Here is a 22,117-nt window from a genome sequence, read left to right as displayed (position 1 = left end):
CGGTGTTGTATCATTGCAGTTGTGTTTTCTTCAGCAGTGTCATCACTGTTGAGCCGCGACACGTCCCGTCAGAGAAGACCCCAGTCGCTTGCGTTTCGCCTGTGATCCCTGTTGCCATCAGCTGAAAGTTGACAGGTTTGCTTTGTATGTCCTGCGGGAAGGTGATGATGTATTCATTCTCCACTGAGTACAGGCCACTTTCCAAGCTGCCGCCTATATGGATCATTTTGATCTCATGCCCCTCATAGGTGATGAAATTGCGATGCTCTGCGAGGGAGCCTGGATGTTTCTTAACCGTGAAGCCATTGGCATATCTTTTCGCGCAGATCCCGTTGTCCGGACTTCCGTCCACCAGTGACAGATCGGTGAATGCGGAAAACTTGTCGCCGCGCCCCAACCGCAGGCTCATCGCGTCTGCGCTGATGCTTGTGAGCGTCAGGGCTGTCAGGGATATGACTGTGCAAAGGGCGGCTTTCATCGGGTGGAGTTCCTACTGCTGAGCAGATTGAATGGTGACTTTGCCGCGGCACGTGCCATCCGAGAACACACCTGAGGCTGTTCCGCTGCCAATCAGGCCGGTTGCGAACATCTTCACATCAATTGTTTCTTTGTGTTCGTCATTGGGGAAGATGATCTCGTATTCATTTTCGATGGACAGGATGCCATCCCCAATGGTGCCACCGGTGGAGGAGATGATGATGTCGTGGCCTTCTGTCGTCGTCTTTTGAGCGTTTGGTGAAGATGTGTCGGGATGGTCTGCGGTTTTGTAACCTGTCCCGTAGCGTTTTGCGCAGGTGCCGTCGTCTGGCGTGCCGTCTGCCAATGTCAGCTCGGAGAATGTGACGGATTCATTGTCACTGCCCAGACTGTGATCGTCTGCCAGAGCCGTGCTGCTGATATAGGCAATTGCGCCAAGGCTTGCTGCTGCACAGAGATATTTCTTCATGGGTGCCACCACTTGTTATTTTCAGGCTTAAAACCGCGCAAAGAGTAGTCCTGCTGCGTTAACGTAGATGTTTTTGCTGAGCTTCGATTTTCTTTAGGATGAAGAATGGGTTTTGGGGATGCTGCTGGATTTAGCCAGTTTCTAATGCACTACGCATAAACATCCGTGAAAACTGAAGATTTACGCAGTGCAGGGGCTGGAAAATCTGGGGCTTATGATAGGCTATGCTCCTCATTGCATTGATGCATCGTGGGTTTTCGCCTGCTGTGTTTGGTATGAGCATGGGGTGCAGGCCAGCTACCGATTTTGAGGTTTTTATGAAAGTCAGAGACGCGGTTCAGGCCGATGCTGAAGAAATCAGCAGTTTTTTGCAGGAACTTGCTGCGTTGGGAAAGCGCAGTTTGCCGAGTGATGAGACCTATGTGATCTCTCAGTACATTGCTCATGCAGATAAAGTCCGCTGTTCTGTGGTTGAAGATGTGGATGGGACCCTGCTTGGGCTGCAGATCCTGAAACGGGCATCAGAGGGCAACACTTATGGTGTGACGCCGGGTTGGGGCATGATCGGCACCCATGTGCGCCCGAGTGCTGGGCGCCGCGGTGTCGGGCGGGCCTTGTTTGCTGCAACGCTTGATGCTGCCAGACAAGCCGGGCTTGAAAAAATTGATGCCACGATTGGTGCCTCCAACCCGGAGGGGCTGGGTTATTATGAGGCGGTTGGCTTTCGCACCTATAAGACCAACGAGAGTTCTGTCAGTAAATGTTTTGAGCTGACTGAGGCAACTGCACCTGTCCAGAAATGATCATTTGACGCCGACGACAGAGAACCTTCCGGAGCAGATGCCATCTGAGAAGACGCCGGTGAAGATTTTTGAGTTCACGAAGCCGGTTATGAACTGGGTGTTCTCGACTTCTTCATCCGGATCATTGGGGAAGGTGATGAGGACTTGTGAGTGTTCGGCATAAATGCCGTCACCGCGCAACTCGCTGCGGGCGTAGAGGGAGAATTTGTGTCCTTTGTCGCTGACAAACTGCCCGCGCCGTCCGTTTGGATCGGGGTAGACAGTGTATCCGTTGCCGTAACGCTCTTTACAGAACTCGACCCCAACTGCATCTGTCAGGACTGTCAGGTTCTGGATGGCGATTTGCCGTGATACAGACAGGCGTTTCAGGTCTGTGAAGGGATTGCCCCGGTTGTCGCGGTGGGTGATCTGAGCGTTAGCTTGCCCCAGCATCCCAATGGTGAGGATGAGAGCTACACCGGACTGTTTCAGTTTTGTAAGGCGCATGTCTACTCCCATTTCAAACCTGCTGTGCCTGACCTCTCGTCCCGGATCTGTCGACGACAGGACTGAGGCTTGTTGCTGCACAGAAAATCTTCTTCATGGGGAGCTTCCACTCGTTGCTGTTCAGGCCTCACGACCAGCAAAGAATAGTCCTGCTGCGTTAATGTAAATGCTCTGGGTTCAATTTGATTTTCTTTAGGATGAAGAATGTGTTTCGCGCGATTGTCCGGATTTAATCAATTTCTCGAGGCAGCGTTTTGCGGGATCAATTGGCGGCTACGACGGAGAAGTGCCCGGTACAGACGCCATCAGAGAAGACGCCGCTGAACATCTTGGAGTTGACGAAGCCGGTGATGAAGGCAGTCACCTCGACCTCTACGTCCGGGGCATTGTGGAAGGTGATCAGCAGTTTTGAGTGTTCTGCATAAATGCCGTCCTGACGCCACTCACTGCGGTCGTAGAGGGAGACTTTGTCGTTCATCTTGCTGATAAACTGCCCTTGTTTCCCGTTTTGGTCAGGAAAAATTGTGCCGCCTTTGCCATAACGTCCCTCGCAAAACTCAATTCCCACGGCATCAGTCAGGACTGTCAGGTTGTCAATTAAGACTTGCCGTGTTGGAAGGGCGCGCTTCATGTCGGAAAACGGATTAGCCTTATTGACGCGATTGACGATCTGACTGCTGGCTGGCCCCAGTAGTCCAAAGGTGATGAGGAGAACAACACCGGACTGCTTCAGCTTTTTAACTCGCATGCTTTCTCTCGTTTTAAACCTGTTGTGTCCCATCTTTTATGCCTGAACGGTCAGGATTGGTGCGGCTGCTAAATGCTGTTGGACGATGAACCGGACGTGCCTTTTGCACCGGACCATTTCGGTTTGGGGAACCTCTCAGATTATCTGGCTCTGTCTGTGTCAGTTCAACGGAACGGTGGTGAGCGGGCTTTACTGCAGTTTCAGCGGGCCAACAAAGACCTTGCCGGTGCATGTGCCGTCTGTGAACACGCCGCTGTAGTGGTCTCCGCCAATCAGGCCGGTTACGAACTGAGTGACCTCGATCTCTTCCTCTTTATTGCCGGGAAACGTCATCATGAATCTGTCGTGCTCTGCAAAAATGCCGTGTCCCAGGATCTCGTTTGTATCGACCAGCGTTACCGTGTGCCCTTTATCGCTGATGTAGGTGCGCTTGGGGGCTTCCTTGGAGGGGGAGACTGTGTACCCGTCACCATATCGCTCAACGCAGATGGAATTGTCTGATGTGCCGTCCTGCATGCTCAGGTTTGAAAAGACAACGTCTCTGGAGGCTTGTGTGGTGTCGGTGTTTGCTAAGGAATAGCTTGCCAGACCAGCAGAGAGGAGCGTGAAAGCTGCAAAAACAGGGAGGGGGGCAAGACGCATCAATACATCCTTTTCTGATGCCGGTGGCAGTGTCGGGCACTTGGTCAAACATCAAGGATAGGGATGTGGTGAGGCATGAACAGGATTAAGCCGCCTCATGGTTTGCGTGTGTTGAACGCAATGGGCGATATTCAAATAAAAAAGGAGGCAAAATGCCTCCTTTTTCTAAAGTCTGTCTATCAGCTCAATCAGCTTCGCTACACTTCCCGAAAACCGGTATCCGTTTTTCGGAGAATGTTTTTAGCGGCGCTGGTCGATTGGCTGATAATCACGCTCGGAATAGCCGGTGTACAGCTGGCGTGGACGACCGATACGCTGGGAAGGATCTTCAATCATTTCCTTCCACTGTGCGATCCAACCTACTGTACGAGCCAGTGCGAAGAGCACAGTGAACATGGTGGTTGGGAAGCCCAGAGCACGCAGGGTGATGCCGGAGTAGAAGTCAATGTTTGGATAAAGCTTCTTCTCAACGAAGTAAGGATCGGTGAGAGCAACTTTTTCCAGTTCCATTGCCACTTCAAGAAGCGGATCGTCCTGGTGGCCCAGCTCTGCAAGCACTTCATGACAGGTTTTCTGCATGATGCGCGCGCGTGGGTCGTAGTTTTTGTAGACGCGGTGACCGAAGCCCATGAGGCGGAACGGATCATTCTTGTCTTTTGCACGTGCTACATACTCAGGAATACGGTCAACAGAACCGATTTCGGAGAGCATGTTCAGAGCTGCCTCATTCGCACCGCCATGAGATGGACCCCACAGACATGCAATACCAGCTGCAATACATGCAAATGGGTTTGCGCCTGAAGAACCAGCAAGACGTACGGTGGATGTGGAAGCATTCTGCTCGTGGTCAGCGTGCAGGATGAAGATACGGTCCATGGCGCGTGCCAGAACCGGATTTACTTTATATTCCTCACATGGAACTGCGAAGCACATGTGCAGGAAGTTGGATGCGTAGTCCAGATCGTTTCTTGGGTAAACGAATGGCTGGCCAACGTGGTATTTGTAGGCCATTGCAGCAATGGTCGGCATCTTTGCGATCATGCGCAGGGATGCAACCATGCGCAGGTGTGGATCAGAGATGTCGGTGCTGTCATGATAGAAGGAAGAGAGAGCTCCAACGGTACCGGTCATGACTGCCATTGGGTGGGCGTCACGACGATAACCCTTGAAGAAAGAGCTCATCTGATCATGGATCATGGTGTGGTAGGTTACACGATGAACAAAATCGTCCTTCTCTGCGCGTGTTGGCAGTTCGCCGTACAGCAGCAGATAGCAGCTTTCCAAAAAGTCGCCGTGTTCGGCGAGCTGTTCAATCGGGTAACCGCGGTAAAGCAGAACGCCTGCGTCACCGTCGATGTAAGTGATCTTGGATTCGCATGAGGCAGTTGATGTGAAACCAGGGTCCAGTGTGAAGTGATCAGTTTGCTTATAAAGCGAACCGATGTCCAGAACATCAGGGCCCATGGAGCCAGAGTGGACGTTAAAGTCCCAGCTGTTGTCTCCAATAGTCAGTTTCGCTGTTTTGTCGCTCATATCAGGCAACCCCCATTTTGTATCTCCTCATGCGACTTGCTTCATTTGTGTACAAATGAATACACTGCATGATCTGACGTTTCCGCCCGGAGGAGAGTGTTGTCGTGGAACTGCCTATATCATTTGCCGCGATGGGGCAAGCGCCCGCAACCAATGCTTTTAGCTATAAGTGTAACTACCGCTACGAATGACTAGTATTTGCAGCGGTAGTTTCTTTTAGAATTCAGCGAATTAAGCTGAAAGATCACGAATGCGTGCGCAAGATTCGTCTTTTTCGAGCACTTTGAGCACGTCAAAGATGCCTGGGGATGTGCCACGACCAGTGAGTGCAGCGCGCAATGGCTGAGCAACTTTGCCGAGTTTCAGCTCTCCTGCTTCCGCAACTGCCTTAACGGCAGCCTCGGTGCTTTCCACGGTCCACTCGTCCAGTGCTTCCAGAGCAACCAGAACCTTGCCAAGAACAGCACGTGCCTCGTCAGAGAGGATCTTTTCAGCCTTTGCATCTAGATCCAGCGGACGCTGAACCCAGAGGTAACGTGCAGATTCCTGCAGTTCGACAAGGGTCTTTGCGCGCTCTTTCAGGCCAGGCAGAGCTTCAACCAGTTTGTCCTGGTTTCCGTCGCCCGCAATCCACGCCATGACGTCTGCGCCGCCTTCCACGTCCATCAGATAGGTGAGGAAGTGGCCGAGCAGCTCCTCATCGTTTTCTGAGCGCATGTAGTGAGCGTTCAGGTTTTCCAGCTTCTTGAAGTCGAAACGGGACGGGGATTTGCCTACAGCGTCCAGACCGAACCACTCGATCATCTGATCGGTAGAGAAGATCTCGTCATCGCCGTGGGACCAGCCGAGGCGTGCCAGATAGTTGCGCATGGCGGATGGCAGGTAGCCCATAGCCCGGTACGCTTCTGCACCAACTGCGCCGTGGCGCTTGGAGAGCTTTGCGCCGTCTGGTCCATAGATCAGCGGAATGTGCGCCATGATCGGGACATCCCAGTTCAGGGCCTTGTAGATCAGGGACTGGCGTGCTGCGTTGGTCAGGTGGTCATCGCCACGTACGATGTGGGTGACGCCCATGTCATGATCGTCTACCACAACGGCCAGCATGTAGGTTGGGTTGCCATCAGAACGCACGAGGATCAGGTCGTCCAGATCCTTGTTGGCGAACTTGACGGTGCCCTGAACCTGATCTTCCACGATGGTGTCACCTTCGAGCGGCGCTTTCAGGCGAATAGCAGGGGCGATGCCTTCTGGTGCTTCAGATGGGTCACGATCACGCCAGGTGCCGTCATAACGCGGCGGGCGACCTTCTGCGCGGGCCTTCTCGCGCATCTCGTTCACTTCTTCCGGAGAGCAGTAGCAGTAGTACGCAGTGCCGTCCTTGACCATCTGCTCAGCAACTTCGCGGTGGCGGTCAACGCGGCCATACTGGGAGATCGGCTCGCCGTCCCAGTCCATGCCCAGCCAGGACAGACCGTCCAGCAGCGCATCTACGGCTTCCTCGGTGGAGCGGGAGCGATCGGTGTCTTCAATGCGCAGCAGCATTTTACCGCCGCTGTGTTTTGCCAGAAGCCAGTTGAACAGGGCTGTACGGGCGCCGCCAATATGCAGGTAGCCAGTAGGAGAAGGCGCAAAGCGCGTCACAACAGGTTTAGTCATAGGTGTTCCGGAAAAGTTTCAAGTTACTTCGAATAGTTTGGGGTAATTACGGCGGGGCGCCGTACCTCTGCGGGCTGTGTACCATAGCATTGAAAAGTTCCCAAGTGGCAGAAAGGGACTTAAGGGTGCGCGAGGGGCAATCATCCTCAGACAAGACGCAATCTGGTGGCTGTGCTCCCAGAATAGGCGAGCTTTGCCTTGAGGAGGATAAGTTTTCTTTTGCGCCGTTTGAGACCGATACGGCGCTTGCTGGGCGAACCACACAGCAACGCACAAAAACGCAAGTCAACGCAAAAAACGCACATAGCAACGCAAGTACGCGTTTTGCTGAAGAAAAACAGCGCCTTGGGCTTCGTGATGTGCTTCAAAGGGCACGTAAGTTGCTGGGTTTCGTGCTGAGGCCGGATTGGTCAGCTGTCATGACTTATGCCCGCTCTGCTCTGGTGCAGGATTGGAACAAGGGGCATGGCATCCTTTGGTATGCGCTTTGCCATTTGGCTGGTGTGCTGGTTTATTTCTCACTCCCCGCGGAGCCTTACAGCGTTTTAAGCGGAACTCCTTTTATCTTATTGGGAATATTTGCTTTTCGTCGTTGGAGGGGTGGTCGATTGACGGTTGGTCTGACTGCGCTTTTGTTCTTTATAGCCGGGTTCTTCCTTGCTGATTTGCGCGTGGAGTATGCGCGCGGTGACCCGCTGGAGCGCCCGGTTACACGCAAAATAGAGGGTGTGGTTGCTGGAGTGAAGCATTCTGGCAAAGGGGCTTACTCCGTCATTTTTGCAGATGTAAACGCACTTTCGCAGAAGGGCGTAACTCCTCTTTCTTATCGCATCCGGATCAGCATCAAGGGGATGAAAGAGGCACCCGTGATGGGGGACAGGATGCAGCTGAAGGCTCGGTTGTTGCCGCCGGGAGGTGCGGTGCGCCCCGGTGGGTATGACTTTGCCCGGACTGCGTTTTTCAGTGGGATTGGTGCGGTTGGCTATGCGCTTTCCAAGCCGGTTGTTGTAGCGCACGTAGAGGGCACAAGTTTTCTGCAAGGGATAGAGCGTGTGCGTAGTGGGATAGCACAGCGGATCCGGCGGGTGTTGGATAACAGCGCGGAAAGTGCGTTTGCTGTTGCGCTTCTGGTGGGCAAGCGAGACTACCTTGCCACCGCTGACAAGGATGCGTTACGCAACGCCGGACTTGCTCATGTCCTCGCTATCTCCGGTATGCATATGGGTCTTGTCACTTCTCTGGTCTTCCTTGGTGCCCGCCTGATCTTGTCTCTCAGCCAGTCGCTTGCGCTGAAAGGACATATTCACGTTTACGCTAGCGTGGCAGCGCTGATTGCGGCGATTGTTTATCTTGGTTTGTCAGGTGCTTCTGTCGCAACGCAGCGGGCTTTTTTGATGGCGGCGATGATTTTATGCGCGGGTCTGCTTGGTCGGCGGGCCTTCAGTTTGCGTGGTCTGGCGCTGGCTTGCCTTGCGCTTTTGAGCCTGAGGCCGGAGGAGGTTCTGGCTCCCGGGTTTCAGATGTCCTTCATTGCAGTGCTCGCCTTGCTCTCAGCCTATATGCTTGGGAAGGATTGGTTGCTCGGTGATCGAGATAGTTCGCGCAGACGGAATGTCTCATGGTTTCAGAAGGTTAGTCGTGTAAGTTTAAAGTGGATTCTAGCTTGTGCGTTGACCTCGTTGATTGCAGGTGCTGCCACGGGGCCAGTTGCGGCGATGCATTTTGAGCAGGTTGCGCCTTATGGAGTTCTGGGGAATATCCTTGCGATGCCATTGGTGACTTTTGTGGTTATGCCCCTTGGGTTATTGAGCCTGCTGGCGATCCCGTTTGGTGCGGATGCGTTCTTTCTGCAAGGGATGGAGGCTGGGTTGGCGCTGGTGCTGAAAGCTGCCTACTGGGTGAGCTCACTCAGTGAGGGGCTGACCAGTCTCGGGGTTGCCAGTGCTCCAGGGTATCTGCTCGTGATCCTAGCGATTGTCGTGCTGTGTGTGATGCCGCTGCGCCTGAAATGGCTTTCACTTCCGGCATTTACGGTGAGTGTCCTGATGTTTGCCGGTGGCAAGGCGCCTGATCTGATGATTGCGGATGCGGGCAAGCACATTGCTTATTATGGGCAGGATGGTGCGTTTCGACTGACGTCCTCGCGTATGTCGTTTGCTGCTGACAGCCTGTTGCGCGCTGGTGGGGGTTCAGCGGGTTCGTTCAAGCAGCACAAGGTGAGGGCTTCAGATCGGTCCTGTGATGAGCGCGGCTGTGTGATTGAGATATTCCCTCAGCAGCCTGCGGAGGGAGAGAGGGTAAGTTCAGAACCTATCCTGCTGGCGCAGTCCAAAGCAGTTGATGTTTTGGAGGCTGACTGCCATCTTGCCACCATCGTCATCACACAGGTTCAGGCGCCTCCGGCTTGCCGGGCTGAGCTGGTTATCGACCAGAAGATTTTCGGAGAACGAGGTTCAGCTTACATCTGGCTCTCAGCTGGCGCTAAGGGCGGGGAAAGAATAAAAAAAGTGCGCTGGGCATATGATGCTCAGCGCAGACCTTGGAATCCAAAATTGCCTCAGGCAACCAATGATTTAATAGCGGCGGAAGAGCGCAATCATCTTGCCTTGAACGTGGACGCGGCCCGGGCCGAAGATGCGAGTTTCGTAGGCGGGGTTGGCCGCTTCCAACGCGACTGAGGCGCCTTTTTTGCGCAGGCGCTTCAAGGTTGCTTCTTCTTCATCAATCAGCGCCACAACGATTTCGCCGTTATCAGCCGTGTCACCACGTTTGATCAACACGGTATCCCCATCGAAGATACCGGCATCGATCATGGAATCGCCTTTGACTTCCAATGCATAATGCTCGCCGCGCCCCATCAGATCAGCAGGCATTGCGATGGTATGGCTTTGTGTCTGGATTGCTTCGATTGGGACGCCTGCAGCAATGCGGCCCATGACCGGGATTTCCAGCGTTGGCACTTCGTCTGGTGATGTGGTGCGTGGAGGTGGCGGCGTTGCTACTTTCTTGCTCAGGGAGCCCTCAATCACCTCAGGTGCAAAGCCTTTTTCCTTGGCGGCAGGCTTCAGGCCCGGAGAAATGGAGTCTGGCAGTTTGAGGATTTCAAGTGCACGAGCTCTGTTCGGCAAGCGGCGAATGAAGCCGCGCTCTTCCAGAGCTGTGATCAGCCGGTGAATGCCGGATTTGGAACGGAGGTCCAGCGCGTCCTTCATCTCATCGAAGGAGGGCGGAACACCGGCTTCCTTCAAGCGTTGATGGATGAACATCAAAAGCTCGTGTTGCTTCTGTGTAAGCATCTTTTATCCCCGTTCGCTCCTAAGGCGCTGATTGAAAGTGAGCGGCCATTCCTGACCAATCGCAGTTTTGTAATTCCAAGAAGCTGAAAGACTTCAACTTCTGCGATTGGAAGGACAAAACACGAACGTACTCTACCTGTTCTCATTGTGTTCTGCAATGGGTTTGTTGAGGTTAAGCCCTGCTAGAACTGGGGGATTTGGTTTCTGGTGGGTGAGTGGGCAGGGGTTGCCCACTTCTGATGTCTGGATTTAGCGTAGCTTGAGCAGGTCCACTTTTTCACCTGCCTTTGCAGCTGGTGCGTGTGGTGGACGAATGATCAGGGCATCTGCTTTTGTCAGCAAAGCAAGCATGGAAGAGTCCTGTTTGCCAAACGGTGTTGCTGTCAGATCTCCGTGTTCGTCTGTGCCCAGACTGGTGCGCAGGTAGTCTTGGCGCATATCATTTGCAGGCAAATCATCTGCCAGAGTTGCTTTGGTAACGCCTTGATTTGTCACAGAGACCGTGCGGCCTAGCATCTTATCCAGAAGCGGGCCAAGGAAGAGGAGTGCGCATACAAGGCTGGAGACTGGATTGCCAGGAAGGCCGAGGACTTTCATGGGGCCAAGGGCTCCGGCCATGAGGGGCTTGCCCGGGCGCATGGCGATGCGCCAGAAGCCTAGCTCCATGCCTTCAGCGCCCAGTACGTCCTGAATGAGATCGTGGTCGCCCACAGAGGCACCGCCGAGTGTCACCAGTACATCGGCTTTTGCTTCAATAGCCTGTTTCACGCGTGCCGTGATTTCCTCAGGCTGGTCTGGTGCAATGCCCAGCATCATTGGCGTTCCGCCACAGTTTCTGACGAATTCTGCGATGCCGACCTGATTGGACGCTATGATTTGATTCGGACCTGGTATCTGACCTGGCTCGACGAGTTCATCACCATTTGCGAGGATCGCAACGACTGGCTTTTTGCGCGCTGGCAAGGTTGCGTGGTTCATAGCGCCTGCAAGAGACAATTCACGGAAGCCGAGTGGAGCTCCTGCCTTCAGGAGGGTCTGGCCTTCTTTGAAGTCGAGGCCTGCTGGGCGGATGAACTTACCAACAGAAACGGCTTCCTCGCAAAACAGGTTATCCCCGTCACGGCGGGCGTTTTCCTGCATCAAAATCGCGTCAACGCCTGCTGGAACAGGTGCACCTGTAAAGATGCGCAGAGCTTCTCCGGCTTGCAACGTGCCATCGAAGTTATGCCCGGCAGCGACTTCTCCAATGACCTTCAAAGCAGTCTCTGGATCGACCGTATCAGCAGCTTTGACGGCATATCCATCCATTGCTGAGGCGGAAAATGGAGGCTGCGTTCGTGTTGCAGCAACATCTTCTGCCAGAATGCGTTCTCCGGCTTCAAGTAGTGGAAGCTGCTCGGTACCGATCGGATTCACATCTTTCAGGAGGCGGTCCAGCGCTTCTTCAATACTGATCAAGTTCATTGGGAGTTATCCTCCTCAGCCAGATAGTGACCGGACTTGCCGCCCTTCTTCTCCAGCAACCGGATTTCACCGATCTCCATAGAGCGATCAACGGCTTTTGCCATATCGTAAATTGTCAGGCAGGCAACGGAGGCAGCTGTAAGTGCTTCCATCTCGATACCGGTCTGGCCGGACACTTTTGCAAAGACTTCGATCTCAATTCCTGGCAGTTCAGGGTTGGGTGTGAAGTCCACCTGAACCTTGGAAAGCGCCAGAGGATGACAGAGAGGGATCAGCTCGTGAGTTCTCTTGGCCGCCATGATGCCAGCAATGCGCGCCGTTGCGAGCACGTCGCCTTTCTTGGCGTTGCCTGAAAGGATCATGTCCAGAGTTTCAGGCTGCATTTTTACCTGACCGCCTGCTCGGGCAATGCGTGAGGTAACCTCTTTCTCCGAAATGTCGACCATATGAGCCGCACCGCTGTCATCTAAGTGAGTGAGTTTTGGAGAAAGTTCTGACATTTTCTTGCCTCTGGACACAGTTTGTTCAGGTGTCTGCTTTTGCCAAGCAGTTGATTTTTAGCGTTTAAGCAAAGCTTTGGTTGCGGTTTCCACATCTTCCTGACGCATCAGGCTTTCGCCGATGAGGAAGGTGGAGATGCCGGAGTTTTCCATTCGGGAGAGGTCTTCCGGAGTGAACAGGCCGCTCTCGCCAACGATGATTCGATCTTGCGGGATCAGTGGTGCGAGCCGCTCGCTGGTTTCCAGAGATGTCTCGAAGGTTTTTAGATTGCGATTGTTGATGCCAACAAGCGGAGAGGAGAGCTTCAGTGCGCGTTCCAACTCAGCTTCGTCATGAACTTCGATAAGCGCATCCATGCCCAGTTCAAATGCGGCGTCTTCCAACTCTTTGGCCAGTTGGTCGTCAACAGCTGCCATAATGATCAGAATACAGTCAGCGCCCCATGCACGTGCTTCATGAACCTGATAGGTGTCATAAAGGAAATCTTTACGCAGAACTGGCAGAGATACTTCAGTGCGCGCTGCGACGAGATACTCTGGTTTGCCCTGAAAGGATGGTGTGTCTGTCAATACGGACAAGCATGCTGCACCACCGTTTTCATAGGCTTTCGCGAGTGCGGGCGGGTTGAAGTCAGCGCGGATCAGCCCCTTGGATGGACTGGCTTTTTTAACCTCCGCGATCAGGGCGTACTCACCATTCGCATGTCTGGCTTTCAAAGCATCTGCAAAGCCGCGTGTTGGTGTTGCTGCTTTAATCGCCTCATTCAGATCAGCCAATGAAGTTTGCGCTTTGGCAGCAGCAATTTCTTCACGTTTGTAAGCTTCGATTTTCTTAAGGATATCTGACATGGGATCCGTGGTCTTAGAGTTTCATATTGGCAGCTGTTGCAGCGTCGGAGGCTTCAACAAGTTTGTCCAGTCGGGAAAGGGCTGCACCTTGGTCAATCGCATGCGCAGCCATCTGGACACCCTCAGCGAGGGTGGAGACCTTATCTGCGACGATAAGGGAGGCCGCTGAATTGAGCAGGACGATATCCCTGTAAGCGTTTTTTGCTCCTTGCAGCACTTCGCGCAGTGCCTGAGCATTTTCTTTTGGATCGCCGCCTTTCAGATCTTCTGTTTTTGCAAGCGGCAGGCCCGCATCTTCAGGAGACACTGTGAAGGTGTTGATGTTTCCGTTCTTCAGTTCGGCGACAAAGGTGGTTCCGGTGGTGGTGATTTCGTCCATTCCATCGGAGCCGTTGACGATCCAGGCTTTTTCGGTGCCCATTTCCTGAAGGGTGTTAGCGAGTGGTTCAACCCATTGCTGTGCGAATACGCCTGTCATCTGGCGCTTTGCGCCTGCCGGGTTGGCGAGCGGGCCTAGCAGGTTGAAGATCGTTCTGGTGCCCAGCTCAATGCGGGCCGGGCCGACATGGCGCATGGCCTTGTGGTGGTTTGGCGCAAACATGAAGCCGATACCGGCCTCATGAATGCAATGGCTGATGCCGTTCGCATCCAGATCCAGATTGATGCCAAGCTCGGCAAGTGCTTCTGCTGAGCCGGATTTGGAGGACAGGGACCGATTGCCATGTTTTGCAACGGTTACGCCACAGCCTGCCACAACAATGGCTGTACATGTTGAGATGTTATAGGAGCCGGATGCGTCGCCACCTGTGCCAACAATGTCGATGGCGTGATCTGGTGCTTTCACCGGGATCATCTTGGCGCGCATGGTTTCTACAGCTGCGGAAATTTCGTCGATGGTTTCGCCGCGCAAGCGCAAGGCCATGAGGAAGCCACCGATCTGTGCGGGAGTTGCAGCGCCTGACATGATGATCTCGAAGGCCTCGCGGGCCTGAGATCGGTCCAACGTGTTTCCGTCAGCGACAATTCCAATGAGATTTTTCAAATTGCTCACGGCGAAAACCCCCTCAATCTCTCAGGTAATTCCTTAGCATACACAAGGGCTAACTATTAGATAGCTTTCGGAGGGCTGTCTAGGAGATAAACAAAAGCCCGCCACACTTATAAGTGTGGCGGGCTTGTTTTCGACAAGGATTTGTCTACTGGCGATCCAGTCCGGTCAGCTGGTTGAAGACTGTCTGATTTACTCGGACACCTTCTGTTTGCTCCAGCTGAGAGATGAACTGGTTGAGCAAGGAGCTTTCCAGCGCGCCTGTCAGCTGAGTGTCAATGCGCTGCACGTTTTCAGATTCTGTCATGAAGGCTGGAGACGTCGTGTCGGTGAGGACAAGAAGAATGCGGTCTTCGTTGTTGCCAGGAACTTGAGAGGCGGTGCCTTTTGGTCCGGAAAATGCTGCAGTCACAGCTGAGCCGGAAAGCTCCGCAATGCCGCCGTTGCGGGTGAACGGAGCGGATGTGGCTGTTGTCAGGCCTTCGGCCGTTGCGACTTCGGAAAGAGGCTTTCCTGCTTCGACTTCTGCGATCAAAGCTTGAGCTTTTTCTTCCAGCAGTTCCGCTGTGCGGTTGTCAGTCCAGTCAGCAGTCACGGCTTCTTTCACTTCAGAGAGTTCTCTGTCGCGGGAAGGGGTGACATTTTTCACTTCGTACCACAGGTGACCTGTGCGGCCGATTTCCAGCGGATCATTTTCAACGCCAACATCGGTTGAAAAGACTGCTGTGGTCAGTGCGCTTGCTTGTGGAAGATCAACAGTTTCGCCCGCTTCGTTTTTGCCGGAAGCGTCAAATGAAGGTGTGTTGATCAGAGCCAGATCAAAGCGCTCAGCGATTTCTTCAAAGGTGCTGCCGCCTGCGCGTGCGTCTTCGACTTCGTTGAAGAGGTCTTCTACTTCATCGGCTGCGTTTGCCTGAGCAACGACACCGCGTAGTTCGTCTTTAACGTCTTCCAGAGGCTGTACTGCAGCTGCCTTAACCTCTTTGGCAAAGAGGGCCGCGTTGGTGAACTGTCCTTCGACCACGTTGCTTGCCTGACCTTCTTTGAGAGCGAAAGCTGCATCTGCAATTTTTTGATCAAGGAAGCCGGATTTGTTCATGAGGCCGAGATCGACATCTTTTTCGGTCAGATCGCGTTCATTCATGAGGTCTTCAAAGGTCTTGCCGGACTCCATCTCAACAACAGCAGCTTCTGCTTCCTGTTTGGTTGGGAAGGAAATCTGGAAGATTCGGCGCTGTTCCTGAGACTGATAGCGGTTTTTGGTGCGCTCATATTCCTGAGCGAGTTCCGCTTCAGTCACATTTTCCGGCTTTGCGATCTTGTCTGCTGTCAGCTCTATCAAAGTGGCACTGCGGTATTCAGGTGCTTTGTAGTTGCCTTTGTTCTCTTCAAAAAACGCAGCGAGTTCTTCGTCAGTCGGAGCTGGAACATTTGTCAGAGAGCTTTGTGGCAGCACGAGGTACTCAACAGTGCGCTCTTCCATTGCGTATTTGTCGAAGGCTTCGAGCATTGCCTTCGGCACAACGATGCCGCCGATAACGGCTTCTGCAAGCTGTTGACGCTCTGCGACGAGCTGTTGCTGCATCACGAATTCGTCTTCGCTTATGCCCAGATTATAAAGTACCTGGCTCAGGCGATTACGGTCGTAACCATTTACACCCTGAAATGCTGGTGTTTCCTGAATTGTTTTGACAATAGCTTCATCAGATACACCGATGCGCAGCTGTGATGCTTCATAATCAAGCGCAGCTTCGGCGATGAGGCGGCCCAAAACCTGAGCTGGTACGCCAAATGCAGCGGCCTGTTCCTGAGTGACAGGCTGGCCGACGCGGCGTGACAGCTGGTCGAGCTCGCGTGAATAAGCTCGTTGGAAATCCTGAGCCGAAATTTCTTTGTCGCCAACTGAGGCAACAGATGTGGAGCCGATTCCAGTAAAGACGTCAGCGATCCCCCAAACTGCAAAGCTGAGGACCAGAAGGCCGATCAGGATCTTTGCAAACCAGGAACCTACGCTATTACGCAGCGCGTCGAGCATAATTTTATCCGTTCTCTTGTTGAAGGCGAGGGACAGTCTCCCCGCGCACACATGCAAGGCCGCCGGATAATAGTGTTCCTTTCGCCCTGGGGCAAGTTTACACGCCATAAAGGCTGTGAGATTCGACAGGAGATACGAAGTTCATCGTACTAGCGGTAATCCGCTATGGGACTTAAGTGTTTTTTCTGCTAGTGAGCACACATTCCATTTGGGAATTTGGCCATTTGGGAATTTGGAATTCATATTTGGGGAACGGATCAAATGACTAATCGGCCACTTGTTGCTGGTAACTGGAAAATGAATGGCACCAAGGCTGCAGCTACAGAGCTGGAAGCTATGGGCGCGGGATACGACTCAGCACTTGCCGAAAATGTAGAGCTTCTGATTTGTCCACCTGCATTGCTGGTTGCGCAGTTGGCTTCCCAAGACAAAATTGCGATTGGCGCACAGAACTGCCACGCAAATGAGAGCGGTGCGCATACTGGCGATATTTCTGCGGAAATGATCCGTGATGCAGGCGGCAAGTTTGTGATTGTTGGTCACTCCGAGCGACGCGAAGATCATGGCGAATCTGATGCGGACGTTTGTGAGAAGGCTGAAGCTGCTTACCGCGCTGACCTTGTTGCTATTGTTTGTGTTGGTGAAGTTGAGAGCGAACGTCGCGCGGGTACAACGCTTGACGTGGTTACCAAACAGGTTCTGGGTTCAGTACCAGCAGGCGCAACTGCCGAAAACACTGTAATTGCTTATGAGCCAGTTTGGGCGATTGGCACTGGATTGACGCCAACTCCAGCAGACGTTGCTGAGGTTCATGCTTCTATTCGCGCGACTCTCATCAAGCAGTTTGGTGGTGATGTTGGCGGTAAAATGCGCATCCTTTATGGTGGCTCTGTTAAGCCTACCAATGCAAAAGAGCTGCTTGCGGTTGAAAACGTTGACGGTGCTCTGGTTGGCGGCGCAAGCCTGAAAGCTACGGATTTCCTTGGAATTGCTGAAGCTTATCGCGGCTAATAATAGCCGTTTTTTTATAATATTCTTAGCAGTCCACCAATTTGCTGCGCCTTTAGGGTAGAAAGGCGCAGCAAATTCGGTTAGAAGGCCGACTAACGAATTCATTAAACCTACGGATACCTATGGAAACCGTTCTGATTGTTATCCACCTGATGGTCGTCGTGGCGCTGGTAGCACTGGTTCTACTACAGCGCTCTGAAGGCGGCGCATTGGGTATTGGCGGCGGTGGTGTGATGAGCAGCCGCGGCACAGCTAATGTGCTGACTCGCGGTACTGCGATTCTTGCTGTCTGCTTCTTTGCTACTTCACTCGCTCTTTCTCTGTTGGCTCGTTATGACGAGCGCCCAGGCTCTTTGCTTGATCAGGTTCCTGCCGGTTCAGCAACACAGGGTACAGAAGGGGGTGCTGGCAATGGTCTTCTTGACCAGCTTCAGCAGCAAAGTCAGCCAACTGGCCCGCAGGTTCCACCTGCTCAGTAATCTGCTGTAAAGCAGAAACAGTTGAAATATACGTCTGACGGCACCGCACACTTGTGCAGTGTCCGTCATTCGTGCGTTCAGACATAACTCAATTATCCAGGGTATTGGATTATCAGGCACCCACCAAGGCGTGCTTCCCTATTTGATAAATTCCACCCTTTCAAACGTGGTAGCGATCCATGGCACGGTACATATTCATCACCGGTGGTGTTGTTTCTTCTCTTGGGAAGGGACTTGCCTCCGCAGCTCTTGGTGCGGCTTTACAGGCGCGCGGATATAAGGTTCGGCTCCGTAAACTTGATCCTTATTTGAACGTTGATCCGGGTACCATGAGCCCTTACCAGCATGGTGAGTGTTATGTGACCGATGATGGCGCAGAGACCGATCTGGATCTTGGCCACTACGAGCGTTTCACGGGTCGTCCGGCAAATAAGCAGGACAACATTACCACTGGTCGCATTTATCAGGACATTATTGCGAAGGAACGTCGCGGTGATTACCTTGGCGGTACCGTGCAGGTGATTCCTCACGTGACTGACGCGATCAAGAACTTCGTGCTGGATGGCAACGAAGGGTATGACTTCGTGCTTTGTGAGATTGGTGGCACCGTTGGTGACATTGAAGGTCTGCCGTTCTTTGAAGCTATTCGTCAGCTGGGCAATGATTTGCCACGCGGACAGGCTGTTTACATCCACCTGACACTGCTGCCTTACATTGCAAGTGCTGGTGAAATGAAAACCAAGCCGACACAGCACTCTGTTAAAGAGCTGCGTTCTATCGGTATTCAGCCAGACATTCTTATGGTGCGCTGTGATCGTCAGATCCCTGAGAATGAGCGCCGTAAGCTTTCCCAGTTCTGTAACGTACGCGAAGAAGCTGTTATTCCGGCATATGATGCGAAGAGCATTTATGAAGTGCCGCTGGCCTACCACAAGGAAGGTCTTGATGAGCAGGTTCTGGATGCATTTGGCATCACTGGTGCTCCGGCTCCAGATCTTTCCCGCTGGGAGAGCATCGTAAACTCTCTGTTCAATCCAGAGGGTGAAGTCACTATTGCGATTGTTGGCAAGTACACCGTTCTCAAAGACGCATATAAGTCCTTGATTGAAGCGCTTGTGCATGGCGGAATTTCGAATGGTGTGAAGGTCAATCTTGAGTGGATTGAATCTGAAACATTTGAAAAAGAAGACCCAAGCGAGTTCCTTGCCAATGTGAATGGTATTCTCGTTCCTGGTGGTTTTGGTGAGCGCGGCTCTGAAGGCAAGATTGCTGCTGCACACTATGCACGTGTGAACAACATTCCTTACTTCGGTATTTGTTTTGGTATGCAGATGGCTGTTGTTGAAGCTGCGCGTAACCTTGCGGGTATTGCTGATGCGAGTTCCACCGAGTTTGGCCCAGCTAAAGAGCCAGTTGTTGGCCTGATGACTGAGTGGACACGCGGTAACGAGAAAGAACAACGTCAGGCAGAAGGTGATCTGGGCGGTACTATGCGTCTTGGTGCGTATGATGCTGTTCTGAAAGCTGACAGTAAGATTGCTGCGATTTACGATTCCACTGAGATCTCCGAGCGTCACCGTCACCGTTATGAAGTGAACATCGGATACCGTGATAAGCTTGAGGAAGCTGGTTTGATCTTTGCCGGCACCTCTCCAGATGGTGTTTTGCCTGAAACGGTAGAAATTGATAACCATCCTTGGTTCATCGGTGTTCAGTATCATCCAGAGCTGAAATCACGCCCGTTTGAACCGCATCCGCTGTTCTCCTCCTTTGTAGGTGCTGCGCGCGATAATAGCCGTCTGGTTTAATCTGCTGTTTTGGGGGAAACACTTTGACTAAGGGAATTGACCACATTGTACTTGCTGTAAACTCTTTGCAGGATGCAGCAGGGCTTTGGGAACAGCTCGGATTTAAGGTGACGCCAATTGCGCGTCATCCTTGGGGCACGGAAAATCGCCTCGTTCAGCTGAACGGCAGTTTTCTTGAGGTTTTGGCGATTGGCGAAGGTGTTGAGCTGTCAGAACCAAGTGAAGGTGTTTTCTCCTTTGGCGCGTTCAATCGCGACTTCCTGCTCAAGGGAGAAGGTGCTTCCATGTTCGTCATGGACAGCACGAGTGCGGCGGACGACCGTAAAGCATACGCTGCTGCTGGTCTTCCTGAGTATGCGCCATTTTCCTTTGAGCGGATTGCTGTTTCTCCAGAAGGCGATGAGCGTCAGGTTGCCTTTGATTTGACGTTCACGACAGATCCACTCAGTGCGGAACTTGGCTTTTTTACCTGCCATAACAAATTTCCGGAAAACTTCTGGAAGGCAGAGTATCAGTCCCATCCAAACACTGTGCGCGATCTGAGTGAAGTTATTTTTGTTGCAGACGACCCTGCAGACCATCATGAATTCCTGAAGGCGTTTATTGGTGAGCGTACTGCACGGCTTTCCAGTCTTGGTGTTGAGATTGAAACATCTCGCGGGGTGGTCAAAGTTCTTTCCCCAAGCGCCTATGAGAGCCTTTATAGGGTTCAAGCTCCAGCTAACCGGGCAGGCCTTCAATTGGCGGCCCTAGGCTTTTCTGCTGCGAAACCGGAGAGCTTTGGTGAATATGCTGAGGCACTTGGTGGACGCAAATCCGGTGATTTCTGGGTGATTGAGCCAGAACGAATGGCCGGTGTTGCCGTGATCTGCAGCTGATCCTTTTTAAACCCCGAAGCTATCGCTTTCGGGGTTTTTCTTTGCGCTGAGCCTGATGAGTTATGCAGTGACAACGAGTGGTGCCTGATTTTCATCCACGATCAGCTCCAGTTGAGCTGGTGGAGATGAAAACTCCATGACCTGCACCATGTTGTGGTTTGTTCCAGCTCCATCCTGATCAAAACTCAGAACGCCTCCTGATAGTTGGAAGTAGTCTCCTACATTTTGCTGCGTGACTTGTTCTGATCCAATCAATTCTGTCACATCCAGCCGATCAGCGTCATCACCAGATGAATCATAGTCAGTGATGAGATCTGCAATTGTGAGATTGGAGAGATCCAGCACGAATGTATCGCTGTCTGCTCCACCTTCAAATGTGTCCCTGCCACCCATTCCTGCAATCTTGTCTCGGCCTTCCATGCCGGAGATATGATCGTCACCATCGAGCCCTTTGATGAGCTCGCTGGTTTGAGTTCCCGTTAGCACATCATTCCCGGATGTGCCGAGGATAGGTGGTGCTGCCTGCTTGATGGAAATGAGATGGCTATCCGTATCTGTATCGCCATCACCATCTTCAACTGAAATAAAAAACTGCAATGTTTGGTTTTGGGGGAAGTCCAGCCCTGTGTTGGCGGTAAACTCCCATGTGCCATCTGAATGGATGGTGAGTTCACCTTGCTGAGTATACAGTGTGGTTTGTGTGTTTGGGGCCAGATTGACGATGTGTTGGTCGTTTACGTCTGTGTAGACAGTCACTTGCGCGTATCCATCCGCGCCAGAGCTGAGGGAGAAGGTATCGCTGATTGTCTCTCCCTCGGTGACGACGTTCTGTGTGTCTGAGATGTCGATGTCTGGATTGTCATCTTTGATTGAGATGTTGGTGATGCCCAGAGCAGTGCTGCCATCTGTATCCGTTGCGACAATAGGGACACCTAATATTGTGAAATCGCTGGTTCCGTTGGTCACATGCGGAAAATCTGCAAGCAGTGTGGCAGTTACTTGAACTGAACCCGTGGATCCAGCTGCAATGGATGAGCCTGTCAGGGCCAACTGAATAATGTTTTGGCCATTAATTGAGCCTGTGAGTGTCTGTTTATCAGCTGAAAGGGCCCAGTTGATGGAGGTAATAACAGCGCCGCTGTCATCACGGACCTCAATATTGGATGTGTCTCCAATCGTGAAGCTGATGATATTGTCTGAACCAGCTGTGAAACTCAGGGTATCGCTTTGTGTTTCTGCCGTGCTTGCTGGGTTTGAGCCAATCACATCGCCCGTCGGCTCATTGTTGCCGATCTGATCTCCCAAAGCGCTCTCATCAAGACTTAATGCGATAATGTCGCCACCGAAGGGATTTGTGCTGTCGGTGATCGTGATGGTCTGTGTGTCAGTTGTTGTGTCGCCATCAGCATCTGTTGCGGTGGTGGTGAAAGTTTGCTCTTGCGGATCGTCGTTGTCCAGATTGGTAGCAGCCTCAAAGGAGTAGGTGCCATCCGGATTGACGGTGAGTATGCCTTTCGGCAGCGTGAACGTGGCAGGTGTGTTACCGGAAAGCGAGATGGTCTGGTTGGCTTCTCCGGGTACTGAGACAGTGATCTGTGTGACGCCATCAGCTCCGGGGCTAAGCGACCACGTTCCGTTTAAGGTGTTGCCTTCTGCGACTGAGGTTGGCGTGTCTGCGATGTCCAGTTGTGGAGCGTCGTCAATGATGTTGACCTGAATGTCGGCGGTGACTGTGTCTCCGTCATGATCTGAGGCGTTTATGGTGATGCCGTTGATCTTGATGGGATTTCCGCTGGCATCATGGGGAAAGGCATCTGTCAGTGTGGCTGTGACTTGGACGGAGCCTTGCTGACCTGCTGGGATGGCTGAAGCATCCAGTGCCAGAATGATTGCAGGCGTGCCGTTGATCGAGCCAATAAGTTGACCATTTGAGAC

19 protein-coding genes and 1 pseudogene are annotated in these 22,117 nt (G+C 52.7%); 6 read left to right on the top strand and 14 right to left on the bottom strand.

The annotated features are described in order from the left end of the window. Nucleotides 1-10 precede the first annotated feature (10 nt). Nucleotides 11-478: a hypothetical protein gene (locus tag PPL9_RS26460; RefSeq protein WP_057465518.1), complete on the bottom strand. Its 468-nt coding sequence runs from the start codon at nucleotides 476-478 to the stop codon at nucleotides 11-13. 12 nt (nucleotides 479-490) lie between these two features. Further along, nucleotides 491-946 carry a hypothetical protein gene (locus PPL9_RS26455; RefSeq protein ID WP_057465517.1) on the bottom strand — a complete coding sequence of 152 codons (456 nt, stop codon included), beginning with the start codon at nucleotides 944-946 and terminating at the stop codon, nucleotides 491-493. A gap of 317 nt (nucleotides 947-1,263) precedes the next feature. On the opposite strand from PPL9_RS26455, the gene PPL9_RS26450 reads away from it, so the two are divergent. Further along, nucleotides 1,264-1,749, top strand: coding sequence for a GNAT family N-acetyltransferase (locus PPL9_RS26450; RefSeq protein ID WP_057465618.1), 486 nt, complete (start codon nucleotides 1,264-1,266; stop codon nucleotides 1,747-1,749). Here PPL9_RS26450 and PPL9_RS26445 read toward each other — a convergent pair whose 3' ends face one another. From PPL9_RS26445 to gltX, 5 genes are all read right to left on the bottom strand, one after another. Further along, nucleotides 1,750-2,235 carry a hypothetical protein gene (locus PPL9_RS26445; RefSeq protein ID WP_057465516.1) on the bottom strand — a complete coding sequence of 162 codons (486 nt, stop codon included), beginning with the start codon at nucleotides 2,233-2,235 and terminating at the stop codon, nucleotides 1,750-1,752. Between the two features lie 262 nt (nucleotides 2,236-2,497). Continuing rightward, nucleotides 2,498-2,983: a hypothetical protein gene (locus PPL9_RS26440; RefSeq protein ID WP_057465515.1), complete on the bottom strand. Its 486-nt coding sequence runs from the start codon at nucleotides 2,981-2,983 to the stop codon at nucleotides 2,498-2,500. 189 nt (nucleotides 2,984-3,172) lie between these two features. Next, on the bottom strand, nucleotides 3,173-3,625 hold the full coding sequence (locus tag PPL9_RS26435) for a hypothetical protein (RefSeq protein WP_063305280.1): 453 nt from the start codon (nucleotides 3,623-3,625) through the stop codon (nucleotides 3,173-3,175). Between the two features lie 240 nt (nucleotides 3,626-3,865). Continuing rightward, nucleotides 3,866-5,158: a citrate synthase gene (gltA, locus tag PPL9_RS26430; RefSeq protein WP_057465514.1), complete on the bottom strand. Its 1,293-nt coding sequence runs from the start codon at nucleotides 5,156-5,158 to the stop codon at nucleotides 3,866-3,868. Nucleotides 5,159-5,389: 231 nt separating this feature from the next. Beyond that, nucleotides 5,390-6,814: a glutamate--tRNA ligase gene (gene gltX, locus PPL9_RS26425; protein WP_057465513.1), complete on the bottom strand. Its 1,425-nt coding sequence runs from the start codon at nucleotides 6,812-6,814 to the stop codon at nucleotides 5,390-5,392. Nucleotides 6,815-6,939: 125 nt separating this feature from the next. Between gltX and PPL9_RS26420 the strand changes: the two genes are divergently transcribed. Next, nucleotides 6,940-9,492, top strand: a complete 2,553-nt coding sequence (locus tag PPL9_RS26420; RefSeq protein WP_057465512.1) for a ComEC/Rec2 family competence protein — start codon at nucleotides 6,940-6,942, stop codon at nucleotides 9,490-9,492. Here PPL9_RS26420 and lexA read toward each other — a convergent pair. The 6 genes from lexA to PPL9_RS26390 all read right to left on the bottom strand — a co-directional run bounded on the left by lexA (nucleotide 9,388) and on the right by PPL9_RS26390 (nucleotide 16,006). After that, on the bottom strand, nucleotides 9,388-10,110 hold the full coding sequence (gene lexA, locus PPL9_RS26415; RefSeq protein WP_057465511.1) for a transcriptional repressor LexA: 723 nt from the start codon (nucleotides 10,108-10,110) through the stop codon (nucleotides 9,388-9,390). The genes PPL9_RS26420 and lexA overlap by 105 nt on opposite strands. Nucleotides 10,111-10,359: 249 nt before the next feature. Further along, nucleotides 10,360-11,574: a gephyrin-like molybdotransferase Glp gene (glp, locus tag PPL9_RS26410; protein ID WP_057465510.1), complete on the bottom strand. Its 1,215-nt coding sequence runs from the start codon at nucleotides 11,572-11,574 to the stop codon at nucleotides 10,360-10,362. Then, nucleotides 11,571-12,074, bottom strand: coding sequence for a cyclic pyranopterin monophosphate synthase MoaC (moaC, locus tag PPL9_RS26405; protein WP_057465509.1), 504 nt, complete (start codon nucleotides 12,072-12,074; stop codon nucleotides 11,571-11,573). Before moaC ends, glp begins: the two co-directional genes overlap by 4 nt. Before the next feature lie 57 nt (nucleotides 12,075-12,131). After that, nucleotides 12,132-12,923, bottom strand: coding sequence for an indole-3-glycerol phosphate synthase TrpC (gene trpC, locus PPL9_RS26400; RefSeq protein WP_057465508.1), 792 nt, complete (start codon nucleotides 12,921-12,923; stop codon nucleotides 12,132-12,134). 13 nt (nucleotides 12,924-12,936) lie between these two features. After that, a complete protein-coding gene (gene trpD / locus PPL9_RS26395; protein ID WP_057465507.1) occupies nucleotides 12,937-13,974 on the bottom strand; it encodes an anthranilate phosphoribosyltransferase in 1,038 nt (345 codons plus the stop codon). 145 nt (nucleotides 13,975-14,119) lie between these two features. Beyond that, on the bottom strand, nucleotides 14,120-16,006 hold the full coding sequence (locus tag PPL9_RS26390; protein WP_057465506.1) for a SurA N-terminal domain-containing protein: 1,887 nt from the start codon (nucleotides 16,004-16,006) through the stop codon (nucleotides 14,120-14,122). Between the two features lie 261 nt (nucleotides 16,007-16,267). Between PPL9_RS26390 and tpiA the strand changes: the two genes are divergently transcribed. The 4 genes from tpiA (at nucleotide 16,268) to PPL9_RS26370 (ending at nucleotide 20,182) form a co-directional block, all read left to right on the top strand. Next, on the top strand, nucleotides 16,268-17,017 hold the full coding sequence (gene tpiA, locus PPL9_RS26385) for a triose-phosphate isomerase (RefSeq protein ID WP_057465505.1): 750 nt from the start codon (nucleotides 16,268-16,270) through the stop codon (nucleotides 17,015-17,017). A gap of 122 nt (nucleotides 17,018-17,139) precedes the next feature. Further along, a complete protein-coding gene (gene secG, locus PPL9_RS26380) occupies nucleotides 17,140-17,496 on the top strand; it encodes a preprotein translocase subunit SecG (RefSeq protein ID WP_057465504.1) in 357 nt (118 codons plus the stop codon). A gap of 179 nt (nucleotides 17,497-17,675) precedes the next feature. Next, a complete protein-coding gene (locus tag PPL9_RS26375; RefSeq protein ID WP_057465503.1) occupies nucleotides 17,676-19,304 on the top strand; it encodes a CTP synthase in 1,629 nt (542 codons plus the stop codon). A gap of 23 nt (nucleotides 19,305-19,327) precedes the next feature. Then, entirely contained in the window at nucleotides 19,328-20,182 is an 855-nt protein-coding gene (locus PPL9_RS26370) for a VOC family protein (protein WP_208989650.1), read from the top strand. Between the two features lie 60 nt (nucleotides 20,183-20,242). Here PPL9_RS26370 and PPL9_RS26365 read toward each other — a convergent pair. Further along, nucleotides 20,243-22,117 (bottom strand): annotated as a pseudogene (locus PPL9_RS26365) (type I secretion protein); the annotation flags it as partial.

Origin of the sequence: Pseudovibrio sp. POLY-S9, assembly GCF_001431305.1 — a bacterium.
In the GTDB taxonomy this organism is placed as follows: domain Bacteria; phylum Pseudomonadota; class Alphaproteobacteria; order Rhizobiales; family Stappiaceae; genus Pseudovibrio.
Note: the sequence above shows the minus strand (reverse complement) of the source record. Positions and strands in the feature narration are given on the sequence as shown.

What these genes read in the sequence shown, in the direction of transcription:
- PPL9_RS26460 (WP_057465518.1), bottom strand. Translation starts at nt 478, where the DNA reads ATGAAAGCCGCCCTTTGCACAGTCATATCCCTGACAGCCCTGACGCTC.
- PPL9_RS26455 (WP_057465517.1), bottom strand. Translation starts at nt 946, where the DNA reads ATGAAGAAATATCTCTGTGCAGCAGCAAGCCTTGGCGCAATTGCCTAT.
- PPL9_RS26450 (WP_057465618.1), top strand. Translation starts at nt 1,264, where the DNA reads ATGAAAGTCAGAGACGCGGTTCAGGCCGATGCTGAAGAAATCAGCAGT.
- PPL9_RS26445 (WP_057465516.1), bottom strand. Translation starts at nt 2,235, where the DNA reads ATGCGCCTTACAAAACTGAAACAGTCCGGTGTAGCTCTCATCCTCACC.
- PPL9_RS26440 (WP_057465515.1), bottom strand. Translation starts at nt 2,983, where the DNA reads ATGCGAGTTAAAAAGCTGAAGCAGTCCGGTGTTGTTCTCCTCATCACC.
- PPL9_RS26435 (WP_063305280.1), bottom strand. Translation starts at nt 3,625, where the DNA reads ATGCGTCTTGCCCCCCTCCCTGTTTTTGCAGCTTTCACGCTCCTCTCT.
- gltA (WP_057465514.1), bottom strand. Translation starts at nt 5,158, where the DNA reads ATGAGCGACAAAACAGCGAAACTGACTATTGGAGACAACAGCTGGGAC.
- gltX (WP_057465513.1), bottom strand. Translation starts at nt 6,814, where the DNA reads ATGACTAAACCTGTTGTGACGCGCTTTGCGCCTTCTCCTACTGGCTAC.
- lexA (WP_057465511.1), bottom strand. Translation starts at nt 10,110, where the DNA reads ATGCTTACACAGAAGCAACACGAGCTTTTGATGTTCATCCATCAACGC.
- glp (WP_057465510.1), bottom strand. Translation starts at nt 11,574, where the DNA reads ATGAACTTGATCAGTATTGAAGAAGCGCTGGACCGCCTCCTGAAAGAT.
- moaC (WP_057465509.1), bottom strand. Translation starts at nt 12,074, where the DNA reads ATGTCAGAACTTTCTCCAAAACTCACTCACTTAGATGACAGCGGTGCG.
- trpC (WP_057465508.1), bottom strand. Translation starts at nt 12,923, where the DNA reads ATGTCAGATATCCTTAAGAAAATCGAAGCTTACAAACGTGAAGAAATT.
- PPL9_RS26390 (WP_057465506.1), bottom strand. Translation starts at nt 16,006, where the DNA reads ATGCTCGACGCGCTGCGTAATAGCGTAGGTTCCTGGTTTGCAAAGATC.
- tpiA (WP_057465505.1), top strand. Translation starts at nt 16,268, where the DNA reads ATGACTAATCGGCCACTTGTTGCTGGTAACTGGAAAATGAATGGCACC.
- secG (WP_057465504.1), top strand. Translation starts at nt 17,140, where the DNA reads ATGGAAACCGTTCTGATTGTTATCCACCTGATGGTCGTCGTGGCGCTG.
- PPL9_RS26375 (WP_057465503.1), top strand. Translation starts at nt 17,676, where the DNA reads ATGGCACGGTACATATTCATCACCGGTGGTGTTGTTTCTTCTCTTGGG.